Source organism: Leifsonia lichenia (assembly GCF_054780215.1).
Window position 1 is genome coordinate 283360 of the sequence record NZ_BAAGWT010000002.1, and the last position, 26911, is coordinate 310270.

Below are 26911 nucleotides of genomic sequence, written 5' to 3' on the forward strand. Positions count from 1 at the left end.
AATAGACTGGACCTCATGGCCGAATACATTTACTCGATGGTGCGCGCCCGCAAAGCGGTCGGCGACAAACTGATCCTGGACGACGTCACGATGGCGTTCCTGCCCGGCGCGAAGATCGGTGTCGTCGGACCGAACGGCGCCGGTAAGTCGACCATTCTGAAGATCATGGCGGGGCTCGACACCCCGAGCAACGGTGAAGCCAAGCTCACCCCTGGGTACAGCGTCGGCATCCTGATGCAGGAGCCCGTTCTCGACGAGAGCAAGACCGTTCTCGAGAATGTCCAGGAGGGTGTCGGCGAGATCAAGGCCAGCGTCGACAGGTTCAACGAGATCTCCGGCCTTCTGGCCGACCCCGATGCCGACTTCGACACGCTGCTCGCCGAGATGGGCACCCTGCAGGAGCAGATCGACGCCGCAGACGCCTGGGACCTCGACTCGCAGCTCGAACAGGCGATGGATGCGCTCCGCTGCCCGCCAGGAGACTGGCCGGTCAACACGCTCTCCGGCGGTGAGAAGCGCCGCGTCGCGCTCTGCAAGCTGCTGCTGCAGAAGCCGGACCTCCTGCTCCTCGACGAGCCCACCAACCACCTGGATGCGGAAAGCGTGCTGTGGCTGGAGCAGCACCTGGCGAAGTACCACGGTGCCGTCCTCGCCGTCACCCACGACCGGTACTTCCTCGACCACGTCGCCGAGTGGATCGCCGAGGTCGACCGCGGCCACCTGTACCCGTACGAGGGCAACTACTCCACCTACCTCGAGAAGAAGCGCGAGCGTCTCGAGGTCGCGGGCAAGAAAGACGCGAAGCTCGCCAAGCGCCTCTCGGAGGAGCTCGACTGGGTGCGCAGCAACGCCAAAGGCCGTCAGGCAAAGTCGAAGGCGCGTCTGGCCCGCTATGAGGAGATGGCCGCAGAGGCGGAGCGCACCAGGAAGCTCGACTTCGAAGAGATCCAGATTCCGCCGGGCCCGCGCCTCGGCCAGGTCGTCATCGACGCGAAGAACCTGGAGAAGGGGTTCGGGGAGCGCAAGCTCATCGACGGCCTCACCTTCACGCTGCCGCGCAACGGCATCGTCGGCGTCATCGGCCCGAACGGCGTCGGAAAGACCACGCTGTTCAAGACGATCGTCGGCCTCGAACCGCTCGACGGCGGCGACCTGAAGATCGGCGAGACGGTCCAGATCTCCTACGTCGACCAGTCCCGTGGCGGCATCGACCCGAACAAGACGCTCTGGGAGGTCGTGTCCGACGGGCTCGACTACATCCAGGTCGGCAAGACCGAGGTGCCGTCGCGTGCGTACGTGTCGACCTTCGGCTTCAAGGGTCCGGACCAGCAGAAGAAGGCGGGCGTGCTCTCCGGTGGTGAGCGCAACAGGCTCAACCTGGCGCTGACCCTCAAGCAGGGCGGCAACCTGCTGCTCCTCGACGAGCCGACCAACGACCTCGACGTGGAGACCCTGTCGAGCCTGGAGAACGCTCTGCTCGAGTTCCCCGGCTGCGCTGTGGTCATCACGCACGACCGGTGGTTCCTCGACCGCATCGCCACGCACATCCTCGCCTACGAAGGCACGGAGGAAGACCCGGCGAACTGGTACTGGTTCGAAGGCAACTTCGAGGCGTACGAGGAGAACAAGGTCCAGCGCCTCGGCCCGGACGCCGCCAAGCCGCACCGTTCCGCGTACCGCAAGCTCACGCGCGACTGATCCGCTCGACCAGCACCAGTTCTCGACCAGCACGAAGGAAGGGCTGCCCGCGATGCGACTGCATGTTCCGATCAAGCTCAGGTGGAGCGACCTGGATGCGTACGGGCACGTCAACAACGCCGAGATGCTGCGCCTGCTCGAAGAGGCGCGCATCGAGGCGTTCTGGATCACGGACGACGCAGAGGAGGCGGTCGGAGGCTCGACCGCCGTCCTCGACGGGCGCCCTGGCGCGGACACGCTCACGCTGATCGCGCGGCAGGAGATCGAATACCTCGCTCCGATCCCGTACCTGCGGCAGCCGCTCGACGTGCAGCTCTGGCTCGGGCGGCTGGGTGGCGCGAGCCTGGAGGTCTGCTACGAGGTCAGGTCGCCGGTGGGCACCGAGCCGGACACCCTGTTCTCGCGGGCGGCGACGACGATCGTGCTGGTCGATGCGGCAAGCCAGCGTCCGCGCCGCATCAACGAGCGCGAGCGCGCGGCCTGGACGCCGTACCTGGACGAGCCGGTGCAGTTCACCAAGCGCGCCTAGCGCGTCCGACGGGCGCGACGAGCGGCGCTGAGCGCGTTCCGCCCCGCTACGTCGTCACGGTCACCGACGAGCCGGAGACGGTGGCGGTGAGCTTCGGCAGCGGCTTCTGCGCTGGGCCGCCCAGCACGTCGCCGGTGGCGGCGTCGAAGCGGGAGCCGTGGCACGGGCAGTCGAACTCCGTGCCCTGCGGGGCGACCGTGCATCCCTGGTGGGTGCAGACCGCGCTGAACGCGACGACCTTTCCCGCGGTCGGCTGGGAGACGACGATCGGCGCAGACCCCATCTTCGCCGAGACCGCGCCACCGACCGGGATCGACGAGAGCGGCACCGTCACCTCGCTGTCCGACCCGGACGCCACCGGATCGGCGCCGGCGCCGCCCGGAGTGCACGCCGTGAGCAGCAGCGCTCCGGCGCCGACGACGGTGGCTCCGCCGATCGAGACGATGGTTCGGCGGGTGAGCGGTGTCGAGTCGTTCATGCGGGTTCCTCCCGGTCGGCGTAGCTTTCTCTTACGGTATGCACGATCCGGCTGTGCGTTTCGGTTCACAGGCCAGTGTCGCGGATGAACCTTTTCGCAGCCTGTCCCGTGTCTGTGGTGGAGGTGTTCATGCCGAACGAGGATGCGCGGTTGCTGCGCGAGCTGCACGACCAGCACGCGCAGGCCGTCTGGCGATACGTCGTGCACCTCACCGGCGACAGGGCCATGGCCGACGACATCGTGCAGGAGACGCTGCTTCGGGCGTGGAAGAAGCCGTCCGTGCTCGACCAGTCGCAGTCGTCGGCACGCGCGTGGCTGTTCACGGTGGCGCGCAACCTGGTCATCGACCAGAAGCGCAGCGCCCACAACCTGCACGAGTACGGCACCGACGTGCTCCCCGAACGGGCGAACGACGCAGCCACCAGCGAGTCCGATGCCGTCCTCGACGCCTGGCTGGTGTCCGACGCGCTGGCCGAGCTGTCCGTCGAGCACAGAGCCGTGATCGTGCACGCATACTACGGAGGACGATCGATCGCCGAGATATCTCGAGAGCTGGACGTTCCGGAGGGGACGGTCAAGTCGCGCATCCACTATGGTCTGCGAGCGCTTCGTCTCGCCCTGCAGGAGAGGGGAGTGACGGAGCGATGACGAATCACGAGGAGTTCGCCACCTGGGACGGCGCGTACGTGCTCGGCGCGCTGTCGCCGGCTGACAGGCGAGCGTACGAGGAGCACCTGCGCACGTGTCCGCTGTGCACCGGCTCCGTCTCCGAGCTCGCAGGGCTGCCCGGGCTGCTGCGCCAGGTGACGGCGGAGGAAGCCTTCGCGCTGCTCGACACCGCCCCATCTGCCGAGCGACCGTCCGCGCCGGACGAGACGGCTCCGGATGTGCTGCCGGCGCTCCTGAGCGCCGCACGCCGCCGCCGCACGCGCACCCGCTGGTGGACGGCCGGGTCCTTCGCCGTCGCGGCCGCGATCGTGGCCGTCGCGGTGTTCGCCCTGCCCGCACTGTTCGCGCCCGGTGCCGCACACGGCACGAGCGTGACCATGTCGCAGGTGGAGCCGAGTGCGCTGTCCGCCGACCTCACCCTGGTCACGGAGCCGTGGGGCACGCGGATCGAGTCGCGCTGCAGCTACGCCGAGGTGAGCGGCAGCGAGGACAAGACCTGGGCGTACGCGATGGTCGTCACCGACCGCTCCGGCAAACAGACGCAGGTCGCCACCTGGAACGCCGAGTCAGGAAGCACGGTCGAGCCGACCGGCACGACGAGCGTGGAGAAGGCGGACATCGCATCCATCGACATCCGGTCGGCGACCGATGGGACGGTGCTGCTGAGGAGCACGTTCGGGTAGCGGCGCCCTACGGCGTCGGCACCCGCACCATCGCCTCCTGCGCCACGCTCGCCACCAGTCGGCCGTCGCGGCTGTAGATGCGGCCGAGCGCGAGTCCGCGCCCTCCGCTCGCGCTCGGGGACTCCTGCACATAGAGCAGCCAGTCGTCGACCCTGGCGGGGCGGTGCCACCACATCGCGTGGTCGAGGCTCGCCGCCTTGAGCCCCGGGGTGGCCCAGGCGACGCCATGCCTGCGCATCACGGACTCCATGATCGTGTAGTCGCTCGCGTACGCCAGGGCGGCACGGTGCAGGTCGGGGTCGTCCGGCAGCGAGCCGATCGACCGGAACCACACCGCCTGATGGGCGACGTGTTCGCCCTCCACCTTCAGGTAGATCGGCGACGTGATGTGGCGGATGTCGAACGGCCGTTTGCTCGCCCAGTACTGGGCCACCGGATGCTCGACGTCCTCCAGCGTGTCCGCCGAGTTCGGCAGCGTGTCAGGATCGGGGATGTCGGCGGGCATCTCCACCTGGTGGTCGAGGCCCTCGTCCTCGTCCTGGAACGACGCGATCATCGACAGGATCGGCTGACCGCCCTGGTACGCCTGGGTGCGGCGAGTCGAGAACGACCGGCCGTCGTGGATGCGGTCCACCGAGAACGTGATCGGCAGGTTCACGTCTCCCGGGCGGAGGAAATATCCGTGCATCGAGTGGATGGCGCGCTCGTCGGCGACGGTCCTGGATGCGGCCACGATCGACTGTGCGAGCACCTGCCCGCCGAAGACGCGGCCGAGGGGCATCCACTGGGAGGGGCCGGTGAAGATGTCCTCACTGGTCCTCGCTCCGGTGTCGGTCAGATCGAGCGCGGTCAAAAGGGATGCCAGGGGCTCGGTCACAGTGCCTCCATCGAGTTCTCTCTTGGTAGTTTAGACAGCAGAATGAGCCAGTCATTTTCTCTCGTGGATTCCCTCGCCGTCGCCGACCTGCAGACATACCTGTCCAGGGCGGCCAGAGTCGAGGAAGGGTCGGTGCGTCTGATCGGTGGATCGGGGGTGCTCGCCGTCTATTCGGCGATCCTGTATCCGCGCGGTCTGCTCGACCAGACCCCGACCGTTCTCGGCCTCCGCACCTTCGCGATCGTGCAGGGCGCCGACTTCGACGCCGTCGTTCCGATCCGGTCGCTGCTCGACCGGTTGGCGCGCATCGCGGAGGCGATCGAGCCTGCGCCGGGCGTGGGGCCGGTGGAGATCCGGATGCCGCTCGAGGTCTCCACGGTGACCTGGGCCGGCATCTCTCCGCCGCGCGGCGGCTGGCGTCCGGTGGGGGAGACCACGTTCGAGCTGCTGCAGCGCACGGCGCGGGACGGCATCGCCGAGGTGGCGGAGTCCATCCCGACCGGTACGGGCGAGCAGCTCGTGCAGCGGGTGCGTGCCGAGGTGTGGGGACGCCCGATCGACACGCTGGAGTACGTCCCGGCCGGTGCCGCGTTCGCCGCGGAGAGCCTCGGCTTCCTCGCGGACGGCGAGCCGGTGAGCATCCTCGAGACGGGTCCGTGGACGCGTCTGACGACCAAGCGCGGACACACCCTGGTGCGCCGCCAGGCCTGGAGCCTGCGCGCCTGAGGCGCCCATCGCGGTTCGGCAGGAGTTCCCGCCCGACACGCCGCGCACTCCTCCGTTCGGAAGGAGATACGTCCGAATCGGCGGCCGTTCTCCGTTCGGAAGGAGACTCGGTGGACGGCTGCGCGTCTCCGTTCGGAAGGGGATTCGGGGCGGGACGCCGCTGTTCTCCGTTCGGAAGGAGGAGTTGGCGGCGTGTCGGGTGGGAAGTCCTGGCGAACGGAGAGGGGCGCGGCTATGCCGCGGCTGCGGCGCGCCCTGCCTGACGGCCGCTGAACAGGCAGCCGCCGAGGAACGTGCCCTCCAGCGCGCGGTAGCCGTGCACGCCGCCCCCGCCGAAACCGCTGGCCTCGCCCGCCGCGTACAGCCCGGGGATGGGGGAGCCGTCCGAGCCGAGGACGCGCGCATCCAGGTCGGTCTCGATGCCGCCGAGGCTCTTCCTGGTGAGGATGTGCAGCTTGACCGCGATCAGCGGCCCCGCCTTCGGGTCGAGGAGTTTGTGCGGACTGGCGACCCGGATGAGCTTGTCGCCTCTGTACTCCCTGGCGCCGCGGATCGCGGCGAGCTGCAGGTCTTTTCCGAAGTCGTTGTCGAGTTCGCGGTCGCGCTCCCTGATGTGCTTGGCCACCAGGTCGAGGTCGAGCGGAACATCGGCGAGCTTCTGCATCCCGGCCAGGAGCTCGTCGATGGTGTCCGCGACCACGAAGTCGGCGCCCTTCTCCTTGAACGCCTCCACCGGGCCAGGTGCGCCCGGCCCGACACGCTTGGCGAGCAGCCGAACGTCTTTGCCGGTGAGGTCGGGGTTCTGCTCGCTGCCGGAGAGCGCGAACTCCTTCTCGATGATCTTCTGGGTGAGCACGAACCAGCTATAGTCCGAGCCGGTCTTGCGGAGGTGTTCGAGCGTGCCGAGCGTGTCGAATCCGGGGAACAGCGGCACGGGAAGGCGGTCGCCGCGGGCGTCCAGCCACAGCGACGACGGGCCCGGCAGGATGCGGATGCCGTGCTGCGCCCACACCGGGTCCCAGTTCTGGATGCCCTCGGTGTAGTGCCACATCCTGTCGCCGTTGATGAGGTGGGCGCCTGCCTTCTCCGCGATCCCGAGCATCCTCCCGTCGACGTGCGCGGGCACGCCGGAGAGCATGTGCCCCGGCGGGGTTCCGAGCCGCTCCGGCCACGCGGCGCGGACGAGGTCGTGGTTGCCGCCGATGCCGCCGCTGGTGACGATCACCGATCCGGCGCGCAGCTCGAAGTCGCCCACCTGGTCGCGGTTGCTCGCCGCGCCGCGCGCGGCGCTGTCGTCCGCGAGCACGGCGCCGCGGACGCCGGTGACTCTGCCGTCCTCGACGATCAGCTCGTCCACGCGGTGCCGGTGCAGAACCGTGGCGGCTCCTGTCGCCACACCGTCCGCAAGGCGCGCGGCGAACGGCGCGACCACTCCTGGACCGGTTCCCCAGGTAATGTGGAATCGCGGGACCGAGTTGCCGTGGCCACCGGCGCCACCCGAGCCGCGCTCCGCCCAGCCGACTACGGGGAAGAAGCGGACGCCCTTCTCGTGCAGCCACGCCCGCTTCTCTCCTGCGGCGAACTGCAGGTACGCCTCGGCCCAGCGGCGCGGCCAGTGATCCTCGTCGCGGTCGAAGCCCGCGCTGCCGAACCAGTCCTGCCTCGCGAGGGCGAGCGAGTCGTGCACGCCCATCCTGCGCTGCTCGGGCGAGTCGACCAGGAAGAGGCCGCCGAACGACCACCAGGCCTGCCCGCCGAGGGAGGCTGCGGGCTCCTGCTCCACGATGGTGACGGTCTTGCCGGCGTCGAGGAGCTCACCGGCGGCGACGAGCCCGGCGAGGCCGGCTCCCACGATGATGGCGTCCGGCTGCGACGGGGTTCGGGTCATCCTGTGTCTCCTTCGGCACGATTGTTCCGAGAGTACCGAATTCAGTCCTCGAAGGTGTTCACCATCGCGTGTGCGGCGCGCTCCAGGTACGACCACAGGGTCTCTTCGGCCAGCGGAGGCAGTTCGAGCTCGTCCACGGCCGCGCGCATGTGCAGCAGCCAGCGGTCGCGCGCATCCGGATTGACCGTGAACGGCATGTGCCGCATCCGGAGCCGGGGATGCCCGCGCTGCTCGCTGTACGTGCCAGGGCCGCCCCAGTACTGCTCCAGGAACATCGTGAGCCGTTCGGCGGCAGGGCCGAGGTCGTCCTCCGGGTACATCGGCTTCAGCACAGGGTCGTCGGCGACGCCGCGGTAGAAGGCGTCGACCAGGCGACGGAACGTGTCGCGCCCGCCCACCTGCTCGTAGAACGTGGATGCGGTCTCCGCGCCAGGGTCCGAGGTGGGACGAGGGGGCGTCGGCTGGATGGGGATGGTCATGTCACTCCGCCGGTGGCTTCGTCTTGGGGGCGTCGTCGTCTGTGGCCGCTTGCGGCCTGGCGGCGCCGGGGGTCTTGGGCGTCTGGCCGGTGGCAGGCTTGGCGGCACGTGGGGCCGTTGGCGTCTCGCCGGTGGCGGGCTTCGCGGCGCCCCGTGTCGTGGTGGCGCCGGTCGCCTTCGGCGTCTGGCCGGTGGTGGGCTTGGACGCCTTCGCGTCTGGCGTGGTCTTCGCCTCTGGCGTGGTCTTCACGCCAGCGATCCGCAGCGCCCTCGGGTCGGCTGGAGCGACGCCGGAGCGCTTCGCAGCCGCTCGCGCCTTGCGGCCCTTGAGCGCCGGTGCCTCCGGCACCACCGGTGTCGGGCGCGTGCGCGGAGGGTGCGCTCCCGTGACGCTCGCCGCGCTGTCGAAGCCGCTCAGCACGATGGCGTTGAGCGACGGAAGCTTCACCTCCATCTCGTCCAGAGCGTTCTTGAGGCGTACGCGCAGTTCGCGGGACACGTCGTCCTTCGCCGTGGTCCTGGTCTTGATGACGATGCGGATCACCATCGCGTCCGCCGAGATCGATTCGAGCCCCCACAGCTCGGGCTTCTCCAGGATGCGCGACCGCCACTTCGGGCTGGTGGCCAGCGCCGTCGCGGTCTCCATCATCTTCGCCTCGACCGCATCCACATCCACGTCGTACGGCACGGCGAGGTCGATGATGACCCGCGACCAGCCCTGGGACATGTTGCCGACGCGCAGGATCTCGCCGTTGCGCACGAACCAAAGGGTTCCGTTGACGTCGCGAACCTGCGTGATGCGGATGCCGACCGCCTCCACGACTCCGGTCGCCGATCCCAGGTCGACGACGTCGCCGACGCCGAGCTGGTCCTCCATCACCATGAACAGGCCGTTGAGCACATCCTTCACGATGTTCTGCGCGCCGAAACCGAGGCCGGCGCCGATCGCCGCCGACAGCAGCGCGAACGAGGTGAGAGCGTTGGGGGCGAGCTCGCCGATCACCAGGACGATCGCGATGATGCCGATCGTCACGTTGACGATGTTGCTCAGCACGGAGCCGAGCGTCCGCGTGCGCTGCACCACACGCACGGCGGCGAGCGGAGAGGCGGGGAGCGCCTGCGTGTCCGTGACGTTCTGATTCTTCTTCACACCGGTGACGATCTGCCGGACAACCCGACGGATGACCACGCGCAGAATCCAGCTCAGCACGAAAGCGCCAACGATGATGGCTGCCACCCGCAGTAGCACCCAGCCGCTCTCGACGGCCCACGTACCGATGTTCGTCCAGAAATCCATCTTCACCATAGGAATGCAAGCCTACCGAGCAGCGCCTTGGCGCCCCCTGGACCTCCGCTGCGTCAGCGCTCCACGAGCCCGTTGTCGTAGGCGAAGATCACCGCGTGCACTCTGTCGCGCAGGTGCAGCTTGGCCAGCACCCGGCCGACGTGCGTCTTGACCGTCGACTCGGTGAGGAAGAACTTCGTGCCGATCTCCCCGTTGGACAGGCCGTCAGCGATGGCGAGCAGGATCTCGCGTTCCCGCGGGGTCAGCGCCGCTGTCGGGTCCGCTCCGCCGCTCTGGGCAGTGGATGCGGCGGGCAGCCGGTCGGCGAACAGCTCCAGCATCGACCTGGTCACCCTCCCCGACACCGCCGCGTCACCGGCTGCGACCGCTCTGATCGCATCCGTGAGCTCGCTGGGCCTGGCGTCTTTGAGCAGGAAGCCGCTCGCGCCCGCGCGCAGGCCGCCGAAGGCGTACTCGTCGAGATCGAACGTGGTGAGGATGATGATGCGCGCCGCCGGGTTGGCCGCGACGATGCGCCTGGTGGCCTCGATGCCGTCGAGCGACGGCATACGCACGTCCATCAGGATCACGTCTGGCCTGGTCTCGACGGCGAGGCGCACGGCCTCGAGCCCGTCGGACGCCTCCCCGACGACGTTCAGGCCGCTGTCGGCTTCGAGCACCATGCGGAAGCCGAGACGCACGAGCGCCTGGTCGTCGACCAGCAGGACGCGGATCGGGTTGTCGTCGGTCACGGAGTGTTCTCCTCGGTCGGGCTGGTCGGGGTGGTCGGGGTGGTCGGGGTGGTCACAGGCGTGGCCTTCGGAGCCACCGGCGCCGGCGGGATGGCGTCGAACACCGCCCGGAGCCGCCACCCGCCTCCGTGCTTCGGGCCCGCCTCCAGTCTGCCGCCGTAGAGCGCCACACGCTCGGTGAGTCCGAGCAGCCCGCGACCGGAGCCCTGGCCGGTCGCGCCGTGCACGGCCGCGTCGTCCTCGACCGTGATCTCGATGGTGTCCGTCCCGAACCGGATGCGCACCTCCACCACGGTCGCGAGCGCCGCGTAGCGCAGCGCGTTCGTCAGTGCCTCCTGGACGACGCGGAAGATCGTGAGCTGCTGCCCGGTGTCGGTCGGCGGGATGCCGTCGACCGTCACGCGCACGGGGAGCCCAGCGGCGCGGAAACGCTCCACCAGTTCGCTCAGCTCGCTCACGCCCGGCTGCGGGGCGCGCTCCTCGCCGTCGCCGTCGGTCGCGCGCAGCACGCCGAGGAGCCTGCGCATGTCGCCGAGCGCGCCTCGCCCGGTCTCTGCGACCATCCGCATCGCCTCGGCGGAGCGTTCGGGCGAAATCGCCGCGAGCCCGGCAGAGCCGTCTGCGAGCGTGATCATCACGGTGAGGCTGTGCGAGACGATGTCGTGCATCTCCCTGGCGATCCTGTTGCGCTCGGCCGTGGCCGCGATGACCGCCTGCTGGTCGCGCTCGCGGGCGAGCTGCTGCGCCCTGTCGATGAGGGCCACCAGGTAGCGGCGCCGGTTGCCGATGTTGTTGCCGATCAGCACGAAGAACAGTGCGAACGAGATCACGGTGAACGCCGATGGCACCACCGCCGTCTCCAGGGGAGAGAACAGGGCGGCGTGGTCGACGACCACGGAGACGCTGAGGGTCGCGATGGCGACAGCCGAGAGCACCCCGAACGCGATCCAGGCCGCTCGTGCGGAGCGGTAGACCGCGAGGGCATAGAGCGCGTAGAGCGCTGGGACCACATCCACGTCGTGGCCGAGGAAGACGCTGATCGCCATGACGACGGCGCCGACCGCGAACACGGCGACGGGGTTGTGTCTGCGCAGGAACAGCGCGGCACCGGCGATCGCGGCGAGTCCGACGCACACGCCGAGCTGCCAGCTCGGCTCGACCACCATCCCCACGACCCCGGCGACGAGCGACGGGACGAGGTAGGTGCCGGCCACCACCGCATCCACCGCCACGGGATGCGCGGCCATCGTGCGCCGGATGACGCCGGGAGGCCGGGGGAGCTGCAGATCACCCCCGGCCGGAGTGGTCCGGCCGGGGGTGAGCTGTTCGTCTGTCATGTGGTCGCGTTGCCGATGGTGGTGGCGCGGCTACGCGTCGCGGCGCTTCAGGATGATCGCGCCGACGATGAACGCCACCGCGGTCCAGCCGAGCACGATGAGCACGTTCGCCCACGGCTCGAATCCGCCGTTGTCCGACCCGGCCATCCCGGCACCCGCCGCGCTGATCAGGTAGTTGCTCGCCTTGCCGATCCACTCGATGTTGGTCAGCGAGTGCACGAGGTTGACGATGATCGGCAGCAGAAAGACCACGCCGAGCGCCGCAGCGATGCCGCCGGCGCCCGCGCGGAGGATCGTGCCGAGGCCGAGCGCGAACACCGACACCAGGCCGAGGTATGCGCCGGCGCCGACGATCGCCCAGAGAGTGTCGGACGACCAGAAGTCGGCTGTGAAGCCCTTGCCGGAGAGCACAGGAGCCGCGATGGCCCACGAGCCGGCCACGGTCACGACGCCGACGACGAACGAGGAGATGAACAGCACGATCGCCTTGGCGGCGAGCACGGGAAGCCGCTTCGGCACGGCGGCGAACGAGGAGCGGATCATGCCCGTGGAGTACTCGCCGCTGATGGCGAGCACGCCGAGGACGGCGACGGCGAGCTGGCCGAAGGTCACGCCGAACGACGCGGTGTTGACCACGAAGGCGGAGTGCTGGGCGGCCGGGATCTGCTTCGCGATCGTGTCCGGGATCGAGAAGGCGACCAGGCTGGTCATGCCGAGTCCGAGGATAACGACGATCGCGTACGTCCAGAACGTGGATCGCAGCGAGCGCAGCTTGATCCACTCCGAGCGGATGACGCGGGCGAAGTTCAGGTGCCCGAGCGAGGTGTGCCTGACGGGCATGGTTGCTGTTGCGGTGCTCATCGGGAGACCTCCGTGCGGTATTCGACCTCGTCCTGTGTCAGTTCGAGGTAGGCCTCTTCGAGCGAGGCGTTGAGGGGGGTGAGCTCGTGGAGGACGATGCCGAACTGCGCGGCCGCCTCTCCGACCTGGGCGCTGGTGAGACCGGAGACCTCGAGCAGGCTGGCCTCGATGCCGGTGATCGTCACGTCGGCTCCCGCGATGGCGCGAGCGAGCTGCTCCGCCTGCGGGGTGCGCACGCGCACGGCGTTGCGGGTGGCTCCGGCGAGGATGTCGGCGACGGGAGCGTCCGCGAGGATGCGGCCGCGGCCGAGCACGATGATGTGGTCGGCGGTCTGCGCCATCTCGCTCATCAGGTGCGAGGACAGGAACACGGTGCGTCCCTCGGAGGCGAGGTGCCTGGCGAACTGACGCACCCAGAGCACGCCCTCCGGGTCGAGGCCGTTGACCGGCTCGTCCAGGATGAGGGTGGCAGGGTCGCCGAGCATGGCCGCCGCGATGCCGAGGCGCTGCCCCATTCCGAGCGAGAAGCCGCCGACGCGCTTGCCTGCGACCGCTTCGAGTCCGGCGAGGCCGATGACCTCGTGCACGCGCCGCTTGGGGATGCCGTGCGTCGCCGCCATCGCCAGCAGGTGGTTGTATGCGCTTCGGCCGGTGTGCACGGCCTTCGCATCGAGCAGGGCGCCCACCTCGGTGAGAGGGGACTTGTGGTCGACGTAGCGCTTGCCGTTGACGATGGCCGTGCCGTGCGTCGGCCGGTCGAGTCCCATGATCATGCGCATGGTGGTGGACTTTCCTGCGCCGTTCGGGCCAAGGAAGCCGGTGACCTTGCCCGGTTGGATGGTCGCCGAGATGTCGTTGACGGCGGTCTTGGAACCGTACGTCTTCGTGAGGCGCTCGAGTTGAATCATGCTACGACCCTATTGAACGAGCGGCGTTTGCAACATCGGCGCGTGGTCTGGTCCCGCATCCGGGGCCCGTCGTACCCCGGTACGAGGTGAATGTCCCCGCACGAACGAGTGGTCCCGGCTCGCCGTGCGCACGGGGCGCATACGGCGAGTCGGGACCACTCGATGGGGTGCGGCCGGGCGGCAGGGCTAGCGGGCGTCGCGTTCCTGGGCTGCCAGGGCGCGCTCGACACCGGCCAGGTTCTCGACGACCAGGCGACGAAGCGCGGCGGGCTCTGCGTTCGCGTCCAGCCACGCGCGGGTCGCGTCCCGCAGCTCGGCATTCGCCAGCGGGGCCGGGTACATACCCGTCACCAGGTACTCGGCGATCTTGTAGCTGCGCGACTCCCACACGCTCTGCAGCGACGCGAAGTACGGCTCGACGAACGCGGCCAGCACGCTCTTGTCCGCCGCGCGCTGGAAGCCGAGCCCGGTGAAGCGCACGATCGTGTTCGGCGCGGTGTCCGTGGCGAAGACCGAGTCCCACGCGGCCTGCTTGCCCTGCTTCGTCGGGATGCTCGCGGCGGCCTGGGCGGCGAACTGCGCGCCGTTGGCCGTGTTGTCGGCGGCGAGCGCAGCATCGATCTCCGCGGTGCCTGCCTTGCCGCCGGCGGCGAGGGCGATGAGCAGCTCCCAGGCCAGGTCGGTGTCGACCTCGAGGCCCGGCAGCGTCACGGTGCCGTCGCGCAGCGCTGCGACGGTCGCGAGCTGCTCGTCGGTCGAGGAGGCGGCTGCGAAGAACTTGACGAACTGGAACTGCGCGTCGCTTCCCGCCTCCGCCTGAGAGGCCAGCGTCCACAGGGTGGATGCGACCTCCTCCACGGTGGCCTGCTGACGCTCCGGCGCGACGTACGAGCCGGCGGCGAGCAGCAACTGGCTGAGCGTCGTGCGGATCGTGGTCGACTCGGTCTCCGGCGCGATGTTGCCGAGCACGAGGCGCACGTAGTCGCCGGCCGGGGTCTCCGCATCCCGGGTCGCATCCCAGGCTGCGCCCCAGACGAGCGAGCGGGCGAGCGGGTTCTCGATGGACGAGAGGTGCTCGATCGCAACCTGCAGGGACTGCTCGTCGAGACGGATCTTCGCGTATGCGAGGTCGTCGTCGTTCAGCAGCACGAGGGCGGGGCGGGCGAGGCCGACGAGCTCGGCGACGTCGGTGCGCTCACCGTCGACGTCGAGTTCGACGCGGTGGTCGCGCACCAGACGGCCGTCGAACAGATTGTAGAACCCGATGGCGAGGCGGTGCGGGCGGATGGTGGGGTAGTCGGCCGCCGCGGTCTGCAGCACGGCGAACGAGGTGATGACGCCGTCGGCATCCACCTGGATCTCCGGTCGGAGGGTGTTGACGCCGGCGGTCTCCAGCCACTTCTCCGACCAGTCGGTCAGGTCGCGGCCGCTCGTGGCCTCCAGCTCGACGAGCAGGTCGCGCAGCTCGGTGTTCGAGTGCGCGTGCTTCTTGAAGTACTGGGCGACACCGGCGAGGAAGTCGTCCTGGCCGACCCACGCCACGAGCTGCTTGAGCACGGATGCGCCCTTGGCGTACGTGATGCCGTCGAAGTTGACCTGCACGTCTTCGAGGTCGTTGATGGTCGCGACGATCGGGTGCGTCGACGGAAGCTGGTCCTGCTTGTACGCCCAGCTCTTCTCCATCGCGGCGAACGTCGTCCACGCCTCGTGCCACTCGGTGGCCTCAGCGGTGGCCAGAGTGGATGCGTACTCGGCGAACGACTCGTTCAGCCAGAGGTCGTTCCACCACTTCATCGTGACCAGGTCGCCGAACCACATGTGGGCGAGCTCGTGCAGGATCGTGACGACGCGGCGCTCCTTGATGGCGTCGGTCACCTTCGAGCGGAAGACATAGGTCTCGGTGAACGTGATCGCTCCCGCGTTCTCCATCGCGCCGGCGTTGAACTCGGGGACGAAGAGCTGGTCGTACTTCTCGAACGGGTACGCGTAGTCGAACTTCTCCTCGTAGAACGCGAAGCCCTGGCGGGTCTTCTCGAAGATGTAGTCGGCATCCAGGTACTCGGCCAGCGACTTGCGGGCGTAGACGCCGAGCGGGATGACGCGGCCGTCGCGGCTGGTGAGCTCGCTGTGCACCGACTCGTACGGGCCCGCGATGAGCGCGGTGATGTACGAGGAGATGCGGCTGGTGGGCGCGAACGCCCAGGTCTTCGTGCCGTCGCCGGCGTCGGTGGGCTCCGGGGTGGGGGAGTTGCTCACGACGGCCCAGTGCGCCGGAGCGGTGACGGTGAAGGTGAACTCCGCCTTGAGGTCGGGCTGCTCGAACACGGCGAACATGCGGCGCGAGTCCGGCACCTCGAACTGGCTGTAGAGGTACACCTCGCCGTCGACGGGGTCGACGAAGCGGTGCAGTCCCTCGCCGGTGTTGGTGTAGATCGCGTCGGCGACGACGGTCAGCTCGTTCTGCGCCTCGAGGCCGTCCAACTGGATGCGCACGCCGTCACTGACCTGTGCAGGGTCGAGCTCGACGCCGTTGAGCGTCACAGAGTGGACCGTGCGGGTGATCGCGTCGATGAACGTCGACGATCCCTCTTCTGCGTCGAAGCGCACGGTGGTGGTGCTGAGGAACGTCTCCGGCCCCGTCGTCAGGTCGAGGGCGACCTCGTACGAGTTGGTGCTGACGAGCGATGCACGCTCCTGGGCTTCGACGCGGGTGAGGTTTTCTCCTGGCAACGCTGACTCCTTGAAGATTCGACGGATTGTGTCCGTGGACAACCCTAGACGCATCGGCGGCGGAGGGTCCTGCGGCGTCGGTGGCTCTCCCTAAACTGGTCCCATGCGCATCCACATCGCCACCGACCACGCCGGTCTGGACTTCAGCACCCACCTTCAGGCCCACCTCGCGGAGGCCGGTCACGACGTCGTCGACCACGGCCCGCAGAGCTACGACCCGATCGACGACTACCCCGCGTTCTGCATCAACGCGGCCAAGGCGGTCGTCGCCGACCAGCAGGCGGGCGTCGAGGCGCTCGGCGTGGTCTTCGGCGGCTCTGGCAACGGCGAGCAGATCGCGGCCAACAAGGTGATCGGCGCCCGTGCCGCCCTCGTCTGGAACGAGAGCACGGCGCAGCTCGCCCGTCAGCACAACGACGCCAACGTCATCTCCATCGGCGCCAGGCAGCACACGGTCGAGGAGGCGACGCGCTTCATCGACGTGTTCATCGCCGAGCCCTTCTCGCTGGAGGAGCGGCACGTCCGACGCATCGCCCAGCTCGCCGAGTTCGAGGCGACGGGAGACATCGCGGGCAAGAACGTGGATCACTGATGCCCGAGGGTCACTCCGTCCATCGCATCGCCCGCCAGTTCGCCACCAACTTCGTCGGGCACCGCATCGCCGTGTCGTCGCCGCAGGGGCGGTTCGCCGAGGGGGCTTCGCGTATCGACGGTCAGGTGATGACCGACGCCCGCGCGGTGGGCAAGCAGATGTTCCTGGAGTTCGACAACGGGCTCTGGCTGCGCATCCACCTGGGCATCTACGGGGCGTGGGACTTCGCGGGCGACATCAGCGTCGACCCGACCATCGCGGCGGCGAACGGCCGGATGGGGCAGACCAACCAGCGCGGAACGGTGCTCGACGACGCGGGCGAGAACTCCCTGCAGAGCATCGGAGCTCCGAGGCGCACGCGGCTGCGCATGGCGGAGTCGGAGAAGGTGGAGGACGAGATCACCACGTTCCCGCCGGAGCCCATCGGGCAGGTGCGGGTGCGCCTCCTGAGCGACACCGCTGTCGCCGACCTGCGCGGACCGACCGCGTGCGAAGTCCTCGACCCTGCGCAGGTGGATGCGGTGATCGCCAAACTCGGCCCCGATCCTCTCCTGCAGCACGACCAGGCGGCGGAGGACCGTTTCGTCTCGGCCGTCCGGAAGAAGCAGACCTCGATCGCTCTGCTGCTGATGGACCAGAACGTCGTGGCCGGCATCGGCAACGTCTACCGGGCAGAGTTGCTGTTCCGCGCCCGCCTCAACCCGCACACCCCGGGCAAGCTGGTGCAGGAGGACACGGCCCGGGCCCTCTGGCGCGACTGGGCGACGCTGCTGCGGATCGGCGTCGAGACCGGTCAGATGATGACCATGGACGACCTCGACCCCGAGAGCTATCGCAAGGCGATGGCGAGCCGCGAAGACCGGCACTGGGTGTACAAGCGCGAGGGCCTGCCGTGCCGGGTGTGCGGAACGCACATCGTGATGGAGCTGCTGGGAGGGCGCAAACTGTACTGGTGCCCGAAGGACCAGGCCTGACCCCGCTGACAGTGCCGGCCGCGCTGATCCCGCTGACCCCGACCGGAGACCGACGATGAGACAGAACCCGAGCTTCGCCCTCGCCGACGTGGAGGAGATCAAGCGGCTGATCCGCCTGAACCCGTGGGCGACGATCGTGAGCGACACCGCGGAGGGGCTGGTCGCCTCGCACTACCCGATCCTGGTGGACGAGACGCGCGACGAGCTGTCCATCGTCACGCACGTCGGGCGCCCGGACGATCTGCTGCACGAGCTCGGGCAGCACGAGATCCTCGTGGTGGTGCAGGGTCCGCACGGCTACATCTCGCCCGGCTGGTACGACGCGAACCCCGCCGTGCCCACCTGGAACTTCACGGCGGCGCACCTGAGCGGCGTGCCGGAGATCCTCAGCGACGAGGAGAACTTCGAGGTGCTCGGCAGACTGGTCGACCACTTCGAGGACAGGGTGCCAGAACCGCGCCGGATGCTCGCCGCACCGGGCGATGCGGCGTACGCGCAGCGCATCTCCTCCGGCACGGTCGGGATGCGCCTGACGCCATCGAAGATCGTCGCGAAGAGCAAGCTCAGCCAGAACAAGCCGGCCGATACGGTCGACAGGATCATCGGAGAGCTCGAAGGCGACGGCGTCTACGCCAGCCGCGACCTGGCCGCGGAGATGCGCAGGGTGCACGACCGGATGCGCGCGGCGCGGTGACGCGGCAGGGGAGCGTGCCGACGAGCCCGCCGGGGTCGCGGCGCGCGGCGCGGGCTCCGGGACAGGAACCGCTGCTCCTCTCCGGCGCACGCCTGCCCGGCGTGGACGGCGAGCACGACGTGCTGCTGCGCGACGGGGCGATCGCGGCCGTCGGCGACGTCGGCACTGCGCCTGTGCGGGAAGCAGGTTCCGGGGAGGCCGTTCGGCGGGTGCGACTCGACGGCAGGTGGATCGTGCCCGGGCTGTGGGACCAGCACGTGCACTTCACCCAGTGGGCGCAGACCGCCAGGCGGCTCGACCTGTCGCGTGCGAGGTCGGCGGCGGAGGCGGCCGACCTCGTGCGCGCCCGCATCGCGGCGGAGGACGCGGAGCGCGCGCAGGCGGAGCCGCTGGTCGGCTTCGGGTTCCACGACGCGCTCTGGACCGATCAGCCCACCCGCGAGCTCCTGGATGCGGCGGCGGACGGCCGCGCTGTGGTCCTGATCGCCGGCGACCTGCACTGCTCGTGGCTGAGCACGGCGGCGGCACGCCGGTTCGCGCCCGGCACCGCAGACGACCCGTCCGCGGCCGTGTTGCGCGAGGACGCGAGCTTCGCCGTCACCACCATGCTCGCCGCGGCCGACGACGCCACCGTCGACCGGTGGGCCGCCGAGGCGGCTGCTGAGGCCGCGGCGCGCGGCGTGGTGGGGATCGTCGACCTCGAGTACGGCTGGAACCTCGAGGTCTGGCAGCGCAGGATGGCGGCGTGGTCCGCATCCACCGGTTCGGGCGCATCCACCGGTTCGGGCGCGGCGCTGCGGGTCGAGTTCGGGACCTACCCGGACGACCTGGAGCGCGCCATCGCGGCCGGTCTGCGCACGGGCGACATCGTCGACGGCACCGATGGCCTGCTCACGGTGGGTCCGGCGAAGATCATCAGCGACGGCTCTCTCAACACGCGCACCGCGCTGTGCGTGGACGCGTACCCGGATGGCGGCCACGGCGTCGCCAACCTCACCAACGCCGAACTCGTCCAGTGGATGCGCCGCGCATCCTCCAGCGGCATCGAGCCGACCGTTCACGCCATCGGCGACCGCGCGAACACGCTGGCGCTGGACGCTTTCGAGGCGGTCGGCTGCCGTGGACGGATCGAGCACGCGCAACTGGTCTCGGTCGCCGACGTTCCGCGCTTCGCCCGGCTCGGCGTCACGGCGAGCGTCCAGCCGGAGCACGCGATGGATGACCGTGACGTCGCGGACGCCCTCTGGGCTGGTCGCACCGACCGCGCGTTCCCGCTGGCAGAGCTGCACGCCTCCGGCGCCGCCATCGCGTTCGGCTCCGACGCGCCCGTCGCGCCGCTCGACCCGTGGATCGCGCTGTCGGCCGCCGTCACCCGCTCACGCGACGGCAGGGCGCCGTGGCACCCGGAGCAGGCGCTGTCCAGGGAGGCGGCACTTCGCGCATCCACCCGGTCGAGCATCCGCGTGGGCGAGCCCGCCGACATCGCCGTGCTCGACGCCGACCCGTTCACCTGCCTGGCCGCCGAGCTGCGCGGGATGCCCGTGGTGGCGACGCTGCTGGCCGGGCGCTTCACGCACGACACGCTCGCCTGGGCGTAGCCGGCCGGTTGCGTCACGCACGGCGCCGGTCACGAGATGCCGGCAACTGCGGCCACCACGCCGCGCGCGCTCGCAGTTCCTGGCATCTCGTCGTGCCGTCGCATCCCGGGACGCGGAACGGCCCCGGATCGTCGGGCGATCCAGGGCCGTTCCGTGCGCGTGAGCCGCGGGCGGCTTCGCGCTACTTGCTGATGTGCGCGAACAGGAACCAGCGGTCCTTGTCGAGGCCGCGCGCGATCTCGATGGCGATGTCCTGGCTGGTCTGGTCGAGTTCGTCGAGCTCCTTGACGGCGGCGTTCACATTGGCGAGAGCCGCATCGATCTGGCCGATGACCTCGGCGATGGTGTCGTTCGACTGGCGGAAGCCCGCGGTGAGCTCGGTCGTGCTTGTCTTGGCAGCGACCGTGCCGAGGCGGGCGTCGACGGGAAGGCCGAGAGCGACGATGCGCTCCGCGGCGAGGTCCGCCCACTCCTGGGCGTGGTCGACGATGACGTCGAGCAGCTCGTGCACGCCGATGAAGTTGGCTCCGCGCACATGCCAGTGGGCCTGCTTGCCGTTGACGACGAGGGCGGTGAGGTCGATGACCACGGGGCTCAGGAACTGGGCGACTCCGGCGGCGACGTCGGGGTTCGAAACACTCTGGGTTGCGGCGATGTCCGTCATGGGTTGGCGTCCTTTCTGCTGACTGGTGACAACGCTACGCGTCCACGAGAATTCCGCAACGAAGCTGAGCCTCCGCTAACTAAGGGTGGGATAACCCCCGCACCGGTTCGGGCGGCCGCCCGATACCTGCGACGGCGCGGCTTCGGGAGGCTGGAGGAACACGAAGGAGACCACACCATGAGCACCGACACCCCTCCCGTCCGCGCCGCCGCGACATCTGGCACTCTGGATGCTGTGAGCACCCCCGACCTGCGGCCGACCGCATCCACAGCTCCCCGGCGGGGCTACGGCGCCCTCTGGCGCGGCGTTCCGCGCGAGCTGGGATTCCTGCTGCTGACCATGCCCATCGCGATCGTCGGCATGTCCGTCGGCCTGACCCTGTTCTGGACCGGCGTCGGCACCATCGTCATCTATGTCGGGCTGTTCGTGCTGATCGCCGCCTTCTACGTCGTCCGCGCCTTCGGAACGCTGGAGATCGTGCGCCTGCGCTGGGCCGGTCGCCCGGCGATCGCCGAGCCGCAGTGGACGGAGCCGAACCGGCCGCAGACCTTCTGGCGCGCGATGTTCGGGCCGTTCGTCAATGGCCACTACTGGCTGTACCTGCTGCACACCCTGATCATCAACCCGATCGTCAGCATCGTCTCGTGGACGCTCACCGTCGTCTGGGCGTCTATCGCCCTCGGCGGACTGACGGCGTGGTTCTGGGAGCGGTTCATCCCGAACGGCGACCGCGACTTCTTCCTCTCCCGCGTCGTCGCCGACTGGACGTTCGGCATCCACTCGACCTTCGACCCGCGCGTCGGCGACGCGATCCTCGAACTCATCGTCGGTGTCGTCTTCGCCGTCACCCTGCCCTTCGTCACCCGCGGCCTGACCGCGCTGCACGGGGTCATCGCTCAGGGGATGCTCGGGGCGTGGCGTTCCGAGGCGCTGCAGCGAGAGGTGGCAGACCTGTCCGCATCCCGTGGTGCAGCCGTCGTCGCCGAGGACCAGGCCCTGCGCCGGCTGGAACGGGACCTCCACGACGGCCCGCAGCAGCGGCTCGTCCGGCTGCAGATGGACATCGCGGCCGCAGAGCGCAAACTCGACGACGACCCGGACGCTGCCCGCGCCATCCTCGCGGAGGCCGGCCAGCAGGCGCACGACACCCTGGAGGAGCTGCGTGCGCTGTCCCGCGGCTTCGCCCCGCCGATCCTGCAGGACAGGGGACTCGTCGCCGCGGTCGACTCGCTCGCAGCGCGCAGCCCCATCCCGCTGCGGGTGGAGTCGACGCTGCAGCCTGGCACACGGTTCTCGCCCGAGCTGGAACGCAGCGTGTACTTCGTTGCCGCCGAACTGTCCGCGAACCTCGCGAAGCACTCCGGTGCGACGGAGGCGCGGCTGTTCCTCGACCGCACGGTCGACCAGGCGACCGGGGCGGCGTGGCTGAGCGTGTGGCTGACGGACAACGGCTCCGGGGGAGCGTCCGCGGTCGCAGGCCACGGGCTCGCGGGCCTCGACGAGCGGGTGCGCGGGCTGCGCGGCGAGTTCGTGGTGGACAGCCCGGCGGGCGGGCCGACGCGGATCGGGGCCCGCATCCCGGTGTAGGGAGCGACGTGCTGGCGGCGGCGTGCATCCACTGGGTGCGCGCCGCCGCCGCGCTTGCCGCCGCCGCGCTTGCCGCCGCCGCGCTTTCCCGCCGCCCCGCTTGCCGCCGCCCCACTTGCCGGCTCTAGGCTGGTGGGGTGACTCCGAGTGACCGCACCAGCCTTCGCCTGGTCATCGCCGACGACTCCGTGCTGCTGCGCGAAGGCCTGGTGCGCCTGTTCGACGAGGCCGGTTTCGAGACGGTCGGCGCCTACGGAGACGCGGATGCGCTCCTCGCGGCTGTCGGCTCGCTCGCCCCGGACGTGGCGGTGCTCGACGTGCGGATGCCGCCGACCTTCCGCGACGAGGGCGTGCGCGCCGCGCTCGCGCTGCGGGCCACGCATCCGGAGATCGGCGTGCTGTTGCTCAGTCAGTACGTCGAGGGCACATACGCCCAGGAACTCCTCGCGAGCGGCCAGGGCGGCACAGGCTACCTGCTGAAAGACCGCATCGCCTCCCTTGACGAGCTGCGGGATGCGGTCACCCGCGTCGCAGACGGAGGCACGGTCCTCGACCCCCAGGTGGTGCGGGAACTTCTCGTGCGGCGCACCAACCCGCTGGAGTCGCTGACACCGCGCGAACGCGAGGTGCTGCAGTTGATGGCCGAGGGCAGGACGAACGCGGGAATCGCCCAGCGGCTGGTGATCGGCGTGGGAGCGGTGGAGAAGAACGTGACGTCGATCTTCCAGAAGCTCGCCCTGGAGGATTCGGGAGACGACCACCGCCGGGTGCTGGCGGTGCTGGCGTTCCTGCAGCGCTGACGCGGCGCGGAGGCGGCGCTGACGCTTGCCGTGCGCGGACAGCGGCACCAGAATGAAGGCACTTCGATCCCTCGGATGAAAGTAGGTGCCCCATGGCCGGACTGGACGACATCACCAACAAGGCGAAAGAGTTCCTCGACAGCGACCAGGTCAAGAACGCTCTGAAGAGCGAGCAGGCCGAAGACATCAGCGACAAGCTCCTCGACGGCGTCGCCGACGCGGCCAACAAGGTCACGGGAGGCAAGTTCGAGTCGCAGATCGATGGAGCCCGCGACGCGGCCGACAAGGCGGTGGGGACGGAGTAGTCCCGCCGCGCTGTGCACGTGCGAAGCGGTCGGTTCCCTTTACAGGGACCGGCCGCTTCGCACGTGCGTGGATGCGGCCCCGCCCACGACGAGATACCAGTAACTGCGGCTAAACCGTGATTCGCGACGCAGATACTGGCGTCTCGTGGACGCGAGGCGCGCTGGCTGTGGAGAACCGTGTGGACACGACGGCGTGAACTCAGTCAGAACGCCTCTAGAGAGGGGATGACGGGAATCGAACCCGCGTAATCAGTTTGGAAGACTGAGGCTCTACCATTGAGCTACATCCCCGTTCCCATCTCGCGATGGGCACCAGAACATCGTAGTACAGGTTCGGGCCCGGTTCCGACCGCCACGCCAGCGCCGCGCGGTGGTCACGGTGGCGGCGCGCGGCGATGTACGCGCGTGCAGTAGACTCGTGCGTGGTCTTTCGCCCCCGGCGCGTTTGTTCGCGTCGTGGTAACGGACCGGGCGGGTTGTGGCAACGAACCCGGGGCGTAGCTCAGCTTGGCTAGAGCGCCCGCTTTGGGAGCGGGAGGTCGCAGGTTCGAATCCTGTCGCCCCGACCAGTCATGTCCGACGAGAACATCGTTTCAATTATCAGGAGAAGCCAACAACGTGAAGACCACGGTCGAAAAGCTGAGCCCCACTCGCACCAAGCTCACCATCTCGGTGACGCCGGAGGAGCTCAAGCCGTCTATCAAGCACGCTTACGAGCACATCGCTGAGCAGGTCAACATCCCGGGCTTCCGCAAGGGCAAGGTTCCGCCGGCGATCATCGACCAGCGGGTCGGCAAGGCCGCCGTCCTCGAGCACGCCGTCAACGAGGGGCTCGACGGGTTCTACCGTCAGGCCGTGGACGAGAACGACGTTCGTCCGCTCGGACGCCCGGAGGCCGACATCACCGAGTGGCCCAACGAGAAGGACTTCTCGGGCGACCTGCTGCTCACCATCGAGGTGGATGTGCGCCCCGAGATCGAGCTCCCGCCCTACAACGACCTGAAGATCACGGTCGACGCAGCAGACATCTCCGACGCGGACGTCGACCAGGAGCTCGACAGCCTGCGCAGCCGCTTCGGCACGCTCGTCACCGTCGACCGTCCCGCCAAGAAGGGCGACTTCGCGCAGATCGACCTCGTCGCCGTGATCGGTGACGAAGAGGTCGACACCGCCAACAGCATTTCCTACGAGATCGGCTCCGGCGAGCTCATCGAGGGCATCGACGAGGCGCTCGACACGCTCACCGCCGGTGAGACCACCACGTTCGAGGCTCCGCTCATGGGTGGAGACCACGAGGGTGAGAACGCGCAGATCACCGTGACCCTCACCGCCGTGAAGGAGCGCGAGCTTCCGGAAGCGGACGACGACTTCGCGCAGATCGCCAGCGAGTTCGACACGATCGCCGAGCTGCGCGAGAGCGTGCGCGAGCAGGTCGAGCGCTCCAAGACCTTCGGTCAGGGCACCGCCGCACGCGACCAGCTTCTGGAGCAGCTTCTCGGCCTCGTCGAGATCCCCGTCCCGACCCAGCTCGTCGAGGACGAGGTGCACCGCCACCTCGAGCAGGAGAACCGCCTCGAAGACGACGTGCACCGCGCAGAGGTCGCCGAGTCCAGCGAGAAGACCTTCCGCACCCAGATCCTGCTCGACGAGATCGCCCGCGTCGAAGACGTCAAGGTCAATCAGGACGAGCTGAGCCAGTACCTCATCCAGGGCGCCGCCCAGTACGGCATGGACCCGAACGAGTTCGTGAAGATCCTCAGCGAGAACGGCCAGATCCCGTCGATGGTCGGAGAGGTCGCCCGCAACAAGGCCCTCACCATCGTCCTCAGCCGCGCCGAGGTCGTCGACTCGAACGGCAAGAAGGTCGACCTCAGCGAGTTCACCATCACGCCGGAAGACGCCGAGACCGACGCCGAGACCGAGACCGCCGCTGCTGACGAGGCCGCCGACGAGGCTGCCGCTGCTGACGAGGCTCCGGCCGACGAGAAGCCCAAGAAGAAGGCTGCTCCCAAGAAGAAGGCAGCTACCGAGAAGAAGTAGCACCACACGCGCGGGCCGGGCACACAGTGCCCGGCCTTTCGCGTACCCGCGAGCGAGTGGTCCCGAATTGCCGCACCAACGCGTGGATACGCGGCAATTCGGGACCAGCAGATGGTCCATTAGATGTGACGGCCGAGGGAGGAACCATGGACGAGTGGCAGCACAGGGTCGACGCGGTGTGGGATGCGGCGGCCGAGACCTCCGACGAGGAGACCGTCGCGCGCATCGACGCACTGGTCGCCGCGCGTCCGACAGGCGACCCCTCCGCGCTCTTCGAGGCCGCCGGCGCGCGCGATTACGCCGGGCGCGAGGCCGACGCCGAGCCGCTCTACCGCGCATCCATCGCCGGCGGTCTCGCCGACCCGCAGCGGGCTCGAGCCGTCATCCAGCTCGCGAGCACCCTCCGCAACCTCGGTAGGGCGGGGGAGAGCGTGGAACTGCTGCGCGCGGAGCTGGCCGCGCATCCCGAGCACGAACTGGCGGATGCGGCACGCGCATTCCTCGCCCTCGCCCTGCACGACCTGGGCAAGCACGACGAGGCGGTGGCGGTCGGCGCCCTCGCGCCACACCTCCCGCTGTACCGACGCGCGGTCGCGAACTATGCGCGCGACCTCACCACCCGGTAGCGTTGACCTCGACAGTGCCTAGGGTTCCGTTCCCCGGAGGAGTTCGCGGGAGGTCTGGTCCGAGCGGCACCACGGCAGCGCACAGCGCCGCCGTCATCTGACAGGACAAAAGCCCGGAGGATCCCTTCGCCGTGCCATCGCGGCGAACGAAAGGATCCTGTGTCGCCCGTCGCCCTGTCCCTCGTCGTGATCGCCGCTTTCGCGCACGCCACCTGGAATCTCGCCTCCAAGCGGGCGAGCGCCAGCGGGTTGCCGTTCATCCTGCTCGGCGCCATCGCATCCACGGTGCTGTGGCTGCCGATCGCGGGGGTCGACCTTGCGATCAACGGCGCCGATCTGCGCTGGATGCTCCTCGGCTCCGGCGTGTCCGCGGTCATCCACGTCGGGTACATGTGGGTGCTGCAGCGCGGGTATGCGCACGGCGACATCTCGGTGGTGTACCCGATGGCGCGGGGGACGGGGCCGCTGCTGTCCGTGGTGTTCGCGATCGTGCTGTTCCACGAGCATCCATCGGCGCTCGCCCTGGCGGGGGCGGCCGTGGTGGTGGCCGGCATCGTCGGCATCGGGCTCAGCACGGGACGGCCGGGCCTGCGCGGGATGCACGGTGCGGGGATGCGCGGGATGCGCGGGATGCTCGGAATGCGCGGGATGCTCGGACCCGGCATCCTCTACGGCCTGCTCACCGGCGTCACGATCGCCGTCTACACGCTGTGGGATGCGTTCACGGTCAACGACCTCGGCGTCTCGCCGGTCGCGTTCATGGTGGGCTGCAGCCTCGGCGAGGTGGTGCTGCTCGCGCCCGTGCTCCTCCGGCGCAGCGCGGAGGTCGTGGCGGTGTGGCGGCGGTTCCGCTGGCAGGTGGTCGTCGTCGGCGTGCTGTCTCCGTTGTCGTACATCCTGGTGCTGAGCGCTGTGCAGCTCGCTCCGGTGTCGCTCGTCGCCCCTGCGCGGGAGCTCAGCGTTGTGCTCGTGAGCCTGGCCGGGTGGCTGATCCTCCGCGAACCGAAGCCCGCACAGCGGATGGCGGGAGCCGTCGTGGTGCTCGGCGGCGTGGCGATGCTCGCCCTGAGTTGATCGGCGCGCCGCCCGGCACGCACAGACCTGCACGCACCGCCCGACACACGCCGCACT

Annotated in this window: 26 protein-coding genes and 2 tRNA genes; 16 read left to right on the forward strand and 12 right to left on the reverse strand. The window is 69.3% G+C overall.

Annotation, left to right across the window (positions count from 1 at the left end; translation table 11 throughout):
• The first annotated feature begins 15 nt into the window (after window positions 1-15).
• Both ettA and ACYVGI_RS05860 read left to right on the forward strand, forming a co-directional pair.
• Window positions 16-1698, forward strand: a complete 1683-nt coding sequence (ettA, locus tag ACYVGI_RS05855) for an energy-dependent translational throttle protein EttA (RefSeq protein ID WP_460631715.1) — start codon at window positions 16-18, stop codon at window positions 1696-1698.
• Window positions 1699-1750: 52 nt separating this feature from the next.
• A complete protein-coding gene (locus tag ACYVGI_RS05860) occupies window positions 1751-2227 on the forward strand; it encodes an acyl-CoA thioesterase (RefSeq protein ID WP_055893335.1) in 477 nt (158 codons plus the stop codon).
• Window positions 2228-2273: 46 nt separating this feature from the next.
• Here ACYVGI_RS05860 and ACYVGI_RS05865 read toward each other — a convergent pair whose 3' ends face one another.
• Entirely contained in the window at window positions 2274-2705 is a 432-nt protein-coding gene (locus tag ACYVGI_RS05865) for a QcrA and Rieske domain-containing protein (protein ID WP_460631716.1), read from the reverse strand.
• 129 nt (window positions 2706-2834) lie between these two features.
• On the opposite strand from ACYVGI_RS05865, the gene ACYVGI_RS05870 reads away from it, so the two are divergent.
• Both ACYVGI_RS05870 and ACYVGI_RS05875 read left to right on the forward strand, forming a co-directional pair.
• A complete protein-coding gene (locus ACYVGI_RS05870) occupies window positions 2835-3353 on the forward strand; it encodes a sigma-70 family RNA polymerase sigma factor (RefSeq protein WP_460631717.1) in 519 nt (172 codons plus the stop codon).
• Entirely contained in the window at window positions 3350-4057 is a 708-nt protein-coding gene (locus ACYVGI_RS05875; RefSeq protein WP_460631718.1) for an anti-sigma factor family protein, read from the forward strand. The genes ACYVGI_RS05870 and ACYVGI_RS05875 overlap by 4 nt, the downstream gene beginning before the upstream one ends.
• Before the next feature lie 7 nt (window positions 4058-4064).
• On the opposite strand, the gene ACYVGI_RS05880 is transcribed toward ACYVGI_RS05875, so the two are convergent.
• A complete protein-coding gene (locus ACYVGI_RS05880; RefSeq protein ID WP_460631719.1) occupies window positions 4065-4934 on the reverse strand; it encodes an acyl-CoA thioesterase in 870 nt (289 codons plus the stop codon).
• 42 nt (window positions 4935-4976) lie between these two features.
• Between ACYVGI_RS05880 and ACYVGI_RS05885 the strand changes: the two genes are divergently transcribed.
• A complete protein-coding gene (locus ACYVGI_RS05885; protein WP_460631720.1) occupies window positions 4977-5660 on the forward strand; it encodes a hypothetical protein in 684 nt (227 codons plus the stop codon).
• Between the two features lie 232 nt (window positions 5661-5892).
• Here the strand turns inward: ACYVGI_RS05885 and ACYVGI_RS05890 are convergent, their stop codons facing one another.
• From ACYVGI_RS05890 to pepN, 8 genes are all read right to left on the reverse strand, one after another.
• A complete protein-coding gene (locus ACYVGI_RS05890) occupies window positions 5893-7548 on the reverse strand; it encodes an FAD-binding dehydrogenase (protein ID WP_460631721.1) in 1656 nt (551 codons plus the stop codon).
• A 41-nt stretch (window positions 7549-7589) separates the two neighbouring features.
• Window positions 7590-8027, reverse strand: a complete 438-nt coding sequence (locus ACYVGI_RS05895; RefSeq protein WP_460631722.1) for a globin — start codon at window positions 8025-8027, stop codon at window positions 7590-7592.
• A 1-nt stretch (window position 8028) separates the two neighbouring features.
• Window positions 8029-9333: a mechanosensitive ion channel family protein gene (locus ACYVGI_RS05900; protein WP_460631723.1), complete on the reverse strand. Its 1305-nt coding sequence runs from the start codon at window positions 9331-9333 to the stop codon at window positions 8029-8031.
• Window positions 9334-9386: 53 nt separating this feature from the next.
• Entirely contained in the window at window positions 9387-10064 is a 678-nt protein-coding gene (locus tag ACYVGI_RS05905) for a response regulator (RefSeq protein WP_460631724.1), read from the reverse strand.
• A complete protein-coding gene (locus ACYVGI_RS05910) occupies window positions 10061-11401 on the reverse strand; it encodes a sensor histidine kinase (protein ID WP_460631725.1) in 1341 nt (446 codons plus the stop codon). Before ACYVGI_RS05910 ends, ACYVGI_RS05905 begins: the two co-directional genes overlap by 4 nt.
• Before the next feature lie 30 nt (window positions 11402-11431).
• On the reverse strand, window positions 11432-12262 hold the full coding sequence (locus ACYVGI_RS05915) for an ABC transporter permease subunit (protein ID WP_460631726.1): 831 nt from the start codon (window positions 12260-12262) through the stop codon (window positions 11432-11434).
• Complete coding sequence (locus ACYVGI_RS05920) at window positions 12259-13170, reverse strand: ATP-binding cassette domain-containing protein (protein ID WP_460631727.1); 912 nt, start codon at window positions 13168-13170, stop codon at window positions 12259-12261. The genes ACYVGI_RS05915 and ACYVGI_RS05920 overlap by 4 nt, the downstream gene beginning before the upstream one ends.
• A gap of 186 nt (window positions 13171-13356) precedes the next feature.
• Entirely contained in the window at window positions 13357-15900 is a 2544-nt protein-coding gene (gene pepN / locus ACYVGI_RS05925) for an aminopeptidase N (RefSeq protein ID WP_460631728.1), read from the reverse strand.
• Window positions 15901-16003: 103 nt separating this feature from the next.
• On the opposite strand from pepN, the gene ACYVGI_RS05930 reads away from it, so the two are divergent.
• Genes ACYVGI_RS05930 through ACYVGI_RS05945 form a run of 4 tightly spaced genes read left to right on the forward strand, consistent with a single transcriptional unit; the run spans window position 16004 to window position 19758 of the window.
• Window positions 16004-16492 (forward strand): ribose-5-phosphate isomerase, encoded by a 489-nt coding sequence (locus tag ACYVGI_RS05930; RefSeq protein WP_055893362.1) that lies wholly within the window; start codon window positions 16004-16006, stop codon window positions 16490-16492.
• The gene (locus tag ACYVGI_RS05935; RefSeq protein ID WP_460631729.1) at window positions 16492-17466 is read left to right on the forward strand and encodes an Fpg/Nei family DNA glycosylase; all 975 of its coding nucleotides are present in this window, start codon (window positions 16492-16494) and stop codon (window positions 17464-17466) included. Before ACYVGI_RS05930 ends, ACYVGI_RS05935 begins: the two co-directional genes overlap by 1 nt.
• Window positions 17467-17521: 55 nt before the next feature.
• Window positions 17522-18160: an FMN-binding negative transcriptional regulator gene (locus tag ACYVGI_RS05940; protein ID WP_460631730.1), complete on the forward strand. Its 639-nt coding sequence runs from the start codon at window positions 17522-17524 to the stop codon at window positions 18158-18160.
• A gap of 14 nt (window positions 18161-18174) precedes the next feature.
• The gene (locus tag ACYVGI_RS05945) at window positions 18175-19758 is read left to right on the forward strand and encodes an amidohydrolase (RefSeq protein ID WP_460631731.1); all 1584 of its coding nucleotides are present in this window, start codon (window positions 18175-18177) and stop codon (window positions 19756-19758) included.
• A 181-nt stretch (window positions 19759-19939) separates the two neighbouring features.
• Here the strand turns inward: ACYVGI_RS05945 and ACYVGI_RS05950 are convergent, their stop codons facing one another.
• Entirely contained in the window at window positions 19940-20422 is a 483-nt protein-coding gene (locus tag ACYVGI_RS05950) for a Dps family protein (protein WP_055893379.1), read from the reverse strand.
• Between the two features lie 177 nt (window positions 20423-20599).
• Between ACYVGI_RS05950 and ACYVGI_RS05955 the strand changes: the two genes are divergently transcribed.
• The 3 genes from ACYVGI_RS05955 to ACYVGI_RS05965 all read left to right on the forward strand — a co-directional run bounded on the left by ACYVGI_RS05955 (window position 20600) and on the right by ACYVGI_RS05965 (window position 23114).
• The gene (locus ACYVGI_RS05955) at window positions 20600-22009 is read left to right on the forward strand and encodes a sensor histidine kinase (protein WP_460631732.1); all 1410 of its coding nucleotides are present in this window, start codon (window positions 20600-20602) and stop codon (window positions 22007-22009) included.
• 137 nt (window positions 22010-22146) lie between these two features.
• Window positions 22147-22809 carry a response regulator transcription factor gene (locus tag ACYVGI_RS05960; protein ID WP_460631733.1) on the forward strand — a complete coding sequence of 221 codons (663 nt, stop codon included), beginning with the start codon at window positions 22147-22149 and terminating at the stop codon, window positions 22807-22809.
• A gap of 92 nt (window positions 22810-22901) precedes the next feature.
• On the forward strand, window positions 22902-23114 hold the full coding sequence (locus tag ACYVGI_RS05965) for an antitoxin (protein WP_055893386.1): 213 nt from the start codon (window positions 22902-22904) through the stop codon (window positions 23112-23114).
• Between the two features lie 220 nt (window positions 23115-23334).
• Here the strand turns inward: ACYVGI_RS05965 and ACYVGI_RS05970 are convergent.
• A tRNA-Gly gene (locus tag ACYVGI_RS05970) sits at window positions 23335-23405 on the reverse strand.
• 200 nt (window positions 23406-23605) lie between these two features.
• Here ACYVGI_RS05970 and ACYVGI_RS05975 point away from each other — a divergent pair.
• From ACYVGI_RS05975 to ACYVGI_RS05990, 4 genes are all read left to right on the forward strand, one after another.
• Window positions 23606-23683 (forward strand) — tRNA-Pro (locus ACYVGI_RS05975).
• Between the two features lie 49 nt (window positions 23684-23732).
• Window positions 23733-25154, forward strand: a complete 1422-nt coding sequence (gene tig, locus ACYVGI_RS05980) for a trigger factor (protein ID WP_460631734.1) — start codon at window positions 23733-23735, stop codon at window positions 25152-25154.
• Between the two features lie 146 nt (window positions 25155-25300).
• Complete coding sequence (locus tag ACYVGI_RS05985) at window positions 25301-25780, forward strand: tetratricopeptide repeat protein (RefSeq protein ID WP_460631735.1); 480 nt, start codon at window positions 25301-25303, stop codon at window positions 25778-25780.
• Between the two features lie 159 nt (window positions 25781-25939).
• On the forward strand, window positions 25940-26854 hold the full coding sequence (locus ACYVGI_RS05990) for a DMT family transporter (RefSeq protein ID WP_460631736.1): 915 nt from the start codon (window positions 25940-25942) through the stop codon (window positions 26852-26854).
• Window positions 26855-26911: the final 57 nt, after the last annotated feature.

Bases quoted from the DNA above. Each gene is read 5' to 3' on its own strand.
- ettA (WP_460631715.1), top strand. From the start codon at position 16: ATGGCCGAATACATTTACTCGATGGTGCGCGCCCGCAAAGCGGTCGGC.
- ACYVGI_RS05860 (WP_055893335.1), top strand. From the start codon at position 1,751: ATGCGACTGCATGTTCCGATCAAGCTCAGGTGGAGCGACCTGGATGCG.
- ACYVGI_RS05865 (WP_460631716.1), bottom strand. From the start codon at position 2,705: ATGAACGACTCGACACCGCTCACCCGCCGAACCATCGTCTCGATCGGC.
- ACYVGI_RS05870 (WP_460631717.1), top strand. From the start codon at position 2,835: ATGCCGAACGAGGATGCGCGGTTGCTGCGCGAGCTGCACGACCAGCAC.
- ACYVGI_RS05875 (WP_460631718.1), top strand. From the start codon at position 3,350: ATGACGAATCACGAGGAGTTCGCCACCTGGGACGGCGCGTACGTGCTC.
- ACYVGI_RS05885 (WP_460631720.1), top strand. From the start codon at position 4,977: ATGAGCCAGTCATTTTCTCTCGTGGATTCCCTCGCCGTCGCCGACCTG.
- ACYVGI_RS05890 (WP_460631721.1), bottom strand. From the start codon at position 7,548: ATGACCCGAACCCCGTCGCAGCCGGACGCCATCATCGTGGGAGCCGGC.
- ACYVGI_RS05895 (WP_460631722.1), bottom strand. From the start codon at position 8,027: ATGACCATCCCCATCCAGCCGACGCCCCCTCGTCCCACCTCGGACCCT.
- ACYVGI_RS05900 (WP_460631723.1), bottom strand. From the start codon at position 9,333: ATGGTGAAGATGGATTTCTGGACGAACATCGGTACGTGGGCCGTCGAG.
- ACYVGI_RS05910 (WP_460631725.1), bottom strand. From the start codon at position 11,401: ATGACAGACGAACAGCTCACCCCCGGCCGGACCACTCCGGCCGGGGGT.
- ACYVGI_RS05915 (WP_460631726.1), bottom strand. From the start codon at position 12,262: ATGAGCACCGCAACAGCAACCATGCCCGTCAGGCACACCTCGCTCGGG.
- ACYVGI_RS05920 (WP_460631727.1), bottom strand. From the start codon at position 13,170: ATGATTCAACTCGAGCGCCTCACGAAGACGTACGGTTCCAAGACCGCC.
- ACYVGI_RS05930 (WP_055893362.1), top strand. From the start codon at position 16,004: ATGCGCATCCACATCGCCACCGACCACGCCGGTCTGGACTTCAGCACC.
- ACYVGI_RS05935 (WP_460631729.1), top strand. From the start codon at position 16,492: ATGCCCGAGGGTCACTCCGTCCATCGCATCGCCCGCCAGTTCGCCACC.
- ACYVGI_RS05940 (WP_460631730.1), top strand. From the start codon at position 17,522: ATGAGACAGAACCCGAGCTTCGCCCTCGCCGACGTGGAGGAGATCAAG.
- ACYVGI_RS05950 (WP_055893379.1), bottom strand. From the start codon at position 20,422: ATGACGGACATCGCCGCAACCCAGAGTGTTTCGAACCCCGACGTCGCC.
- ACYVGI_RS05955 (WP_460631732.1), top strand. From the start codon at position 20,600: ATGAGCACCGACACCCCTCCCGTCCGCGCCGCCGCGACATCTGGCACT.
- ACYVGI_RS05965 (WP_055893386.1), top strand. From the start codon at position 22,902: ATGGCCGGACTGGACGACATCACCAACAAGGCGAAAGAGTTCCTCGAC.
- ACYVGI_RS05985 (WP_460631735.1), top strand. From the start codon at position 25,301: ATGGACGAGTGGCAGCACAGGGTCGACGCGGTGTGGGATGCGGCGGCC.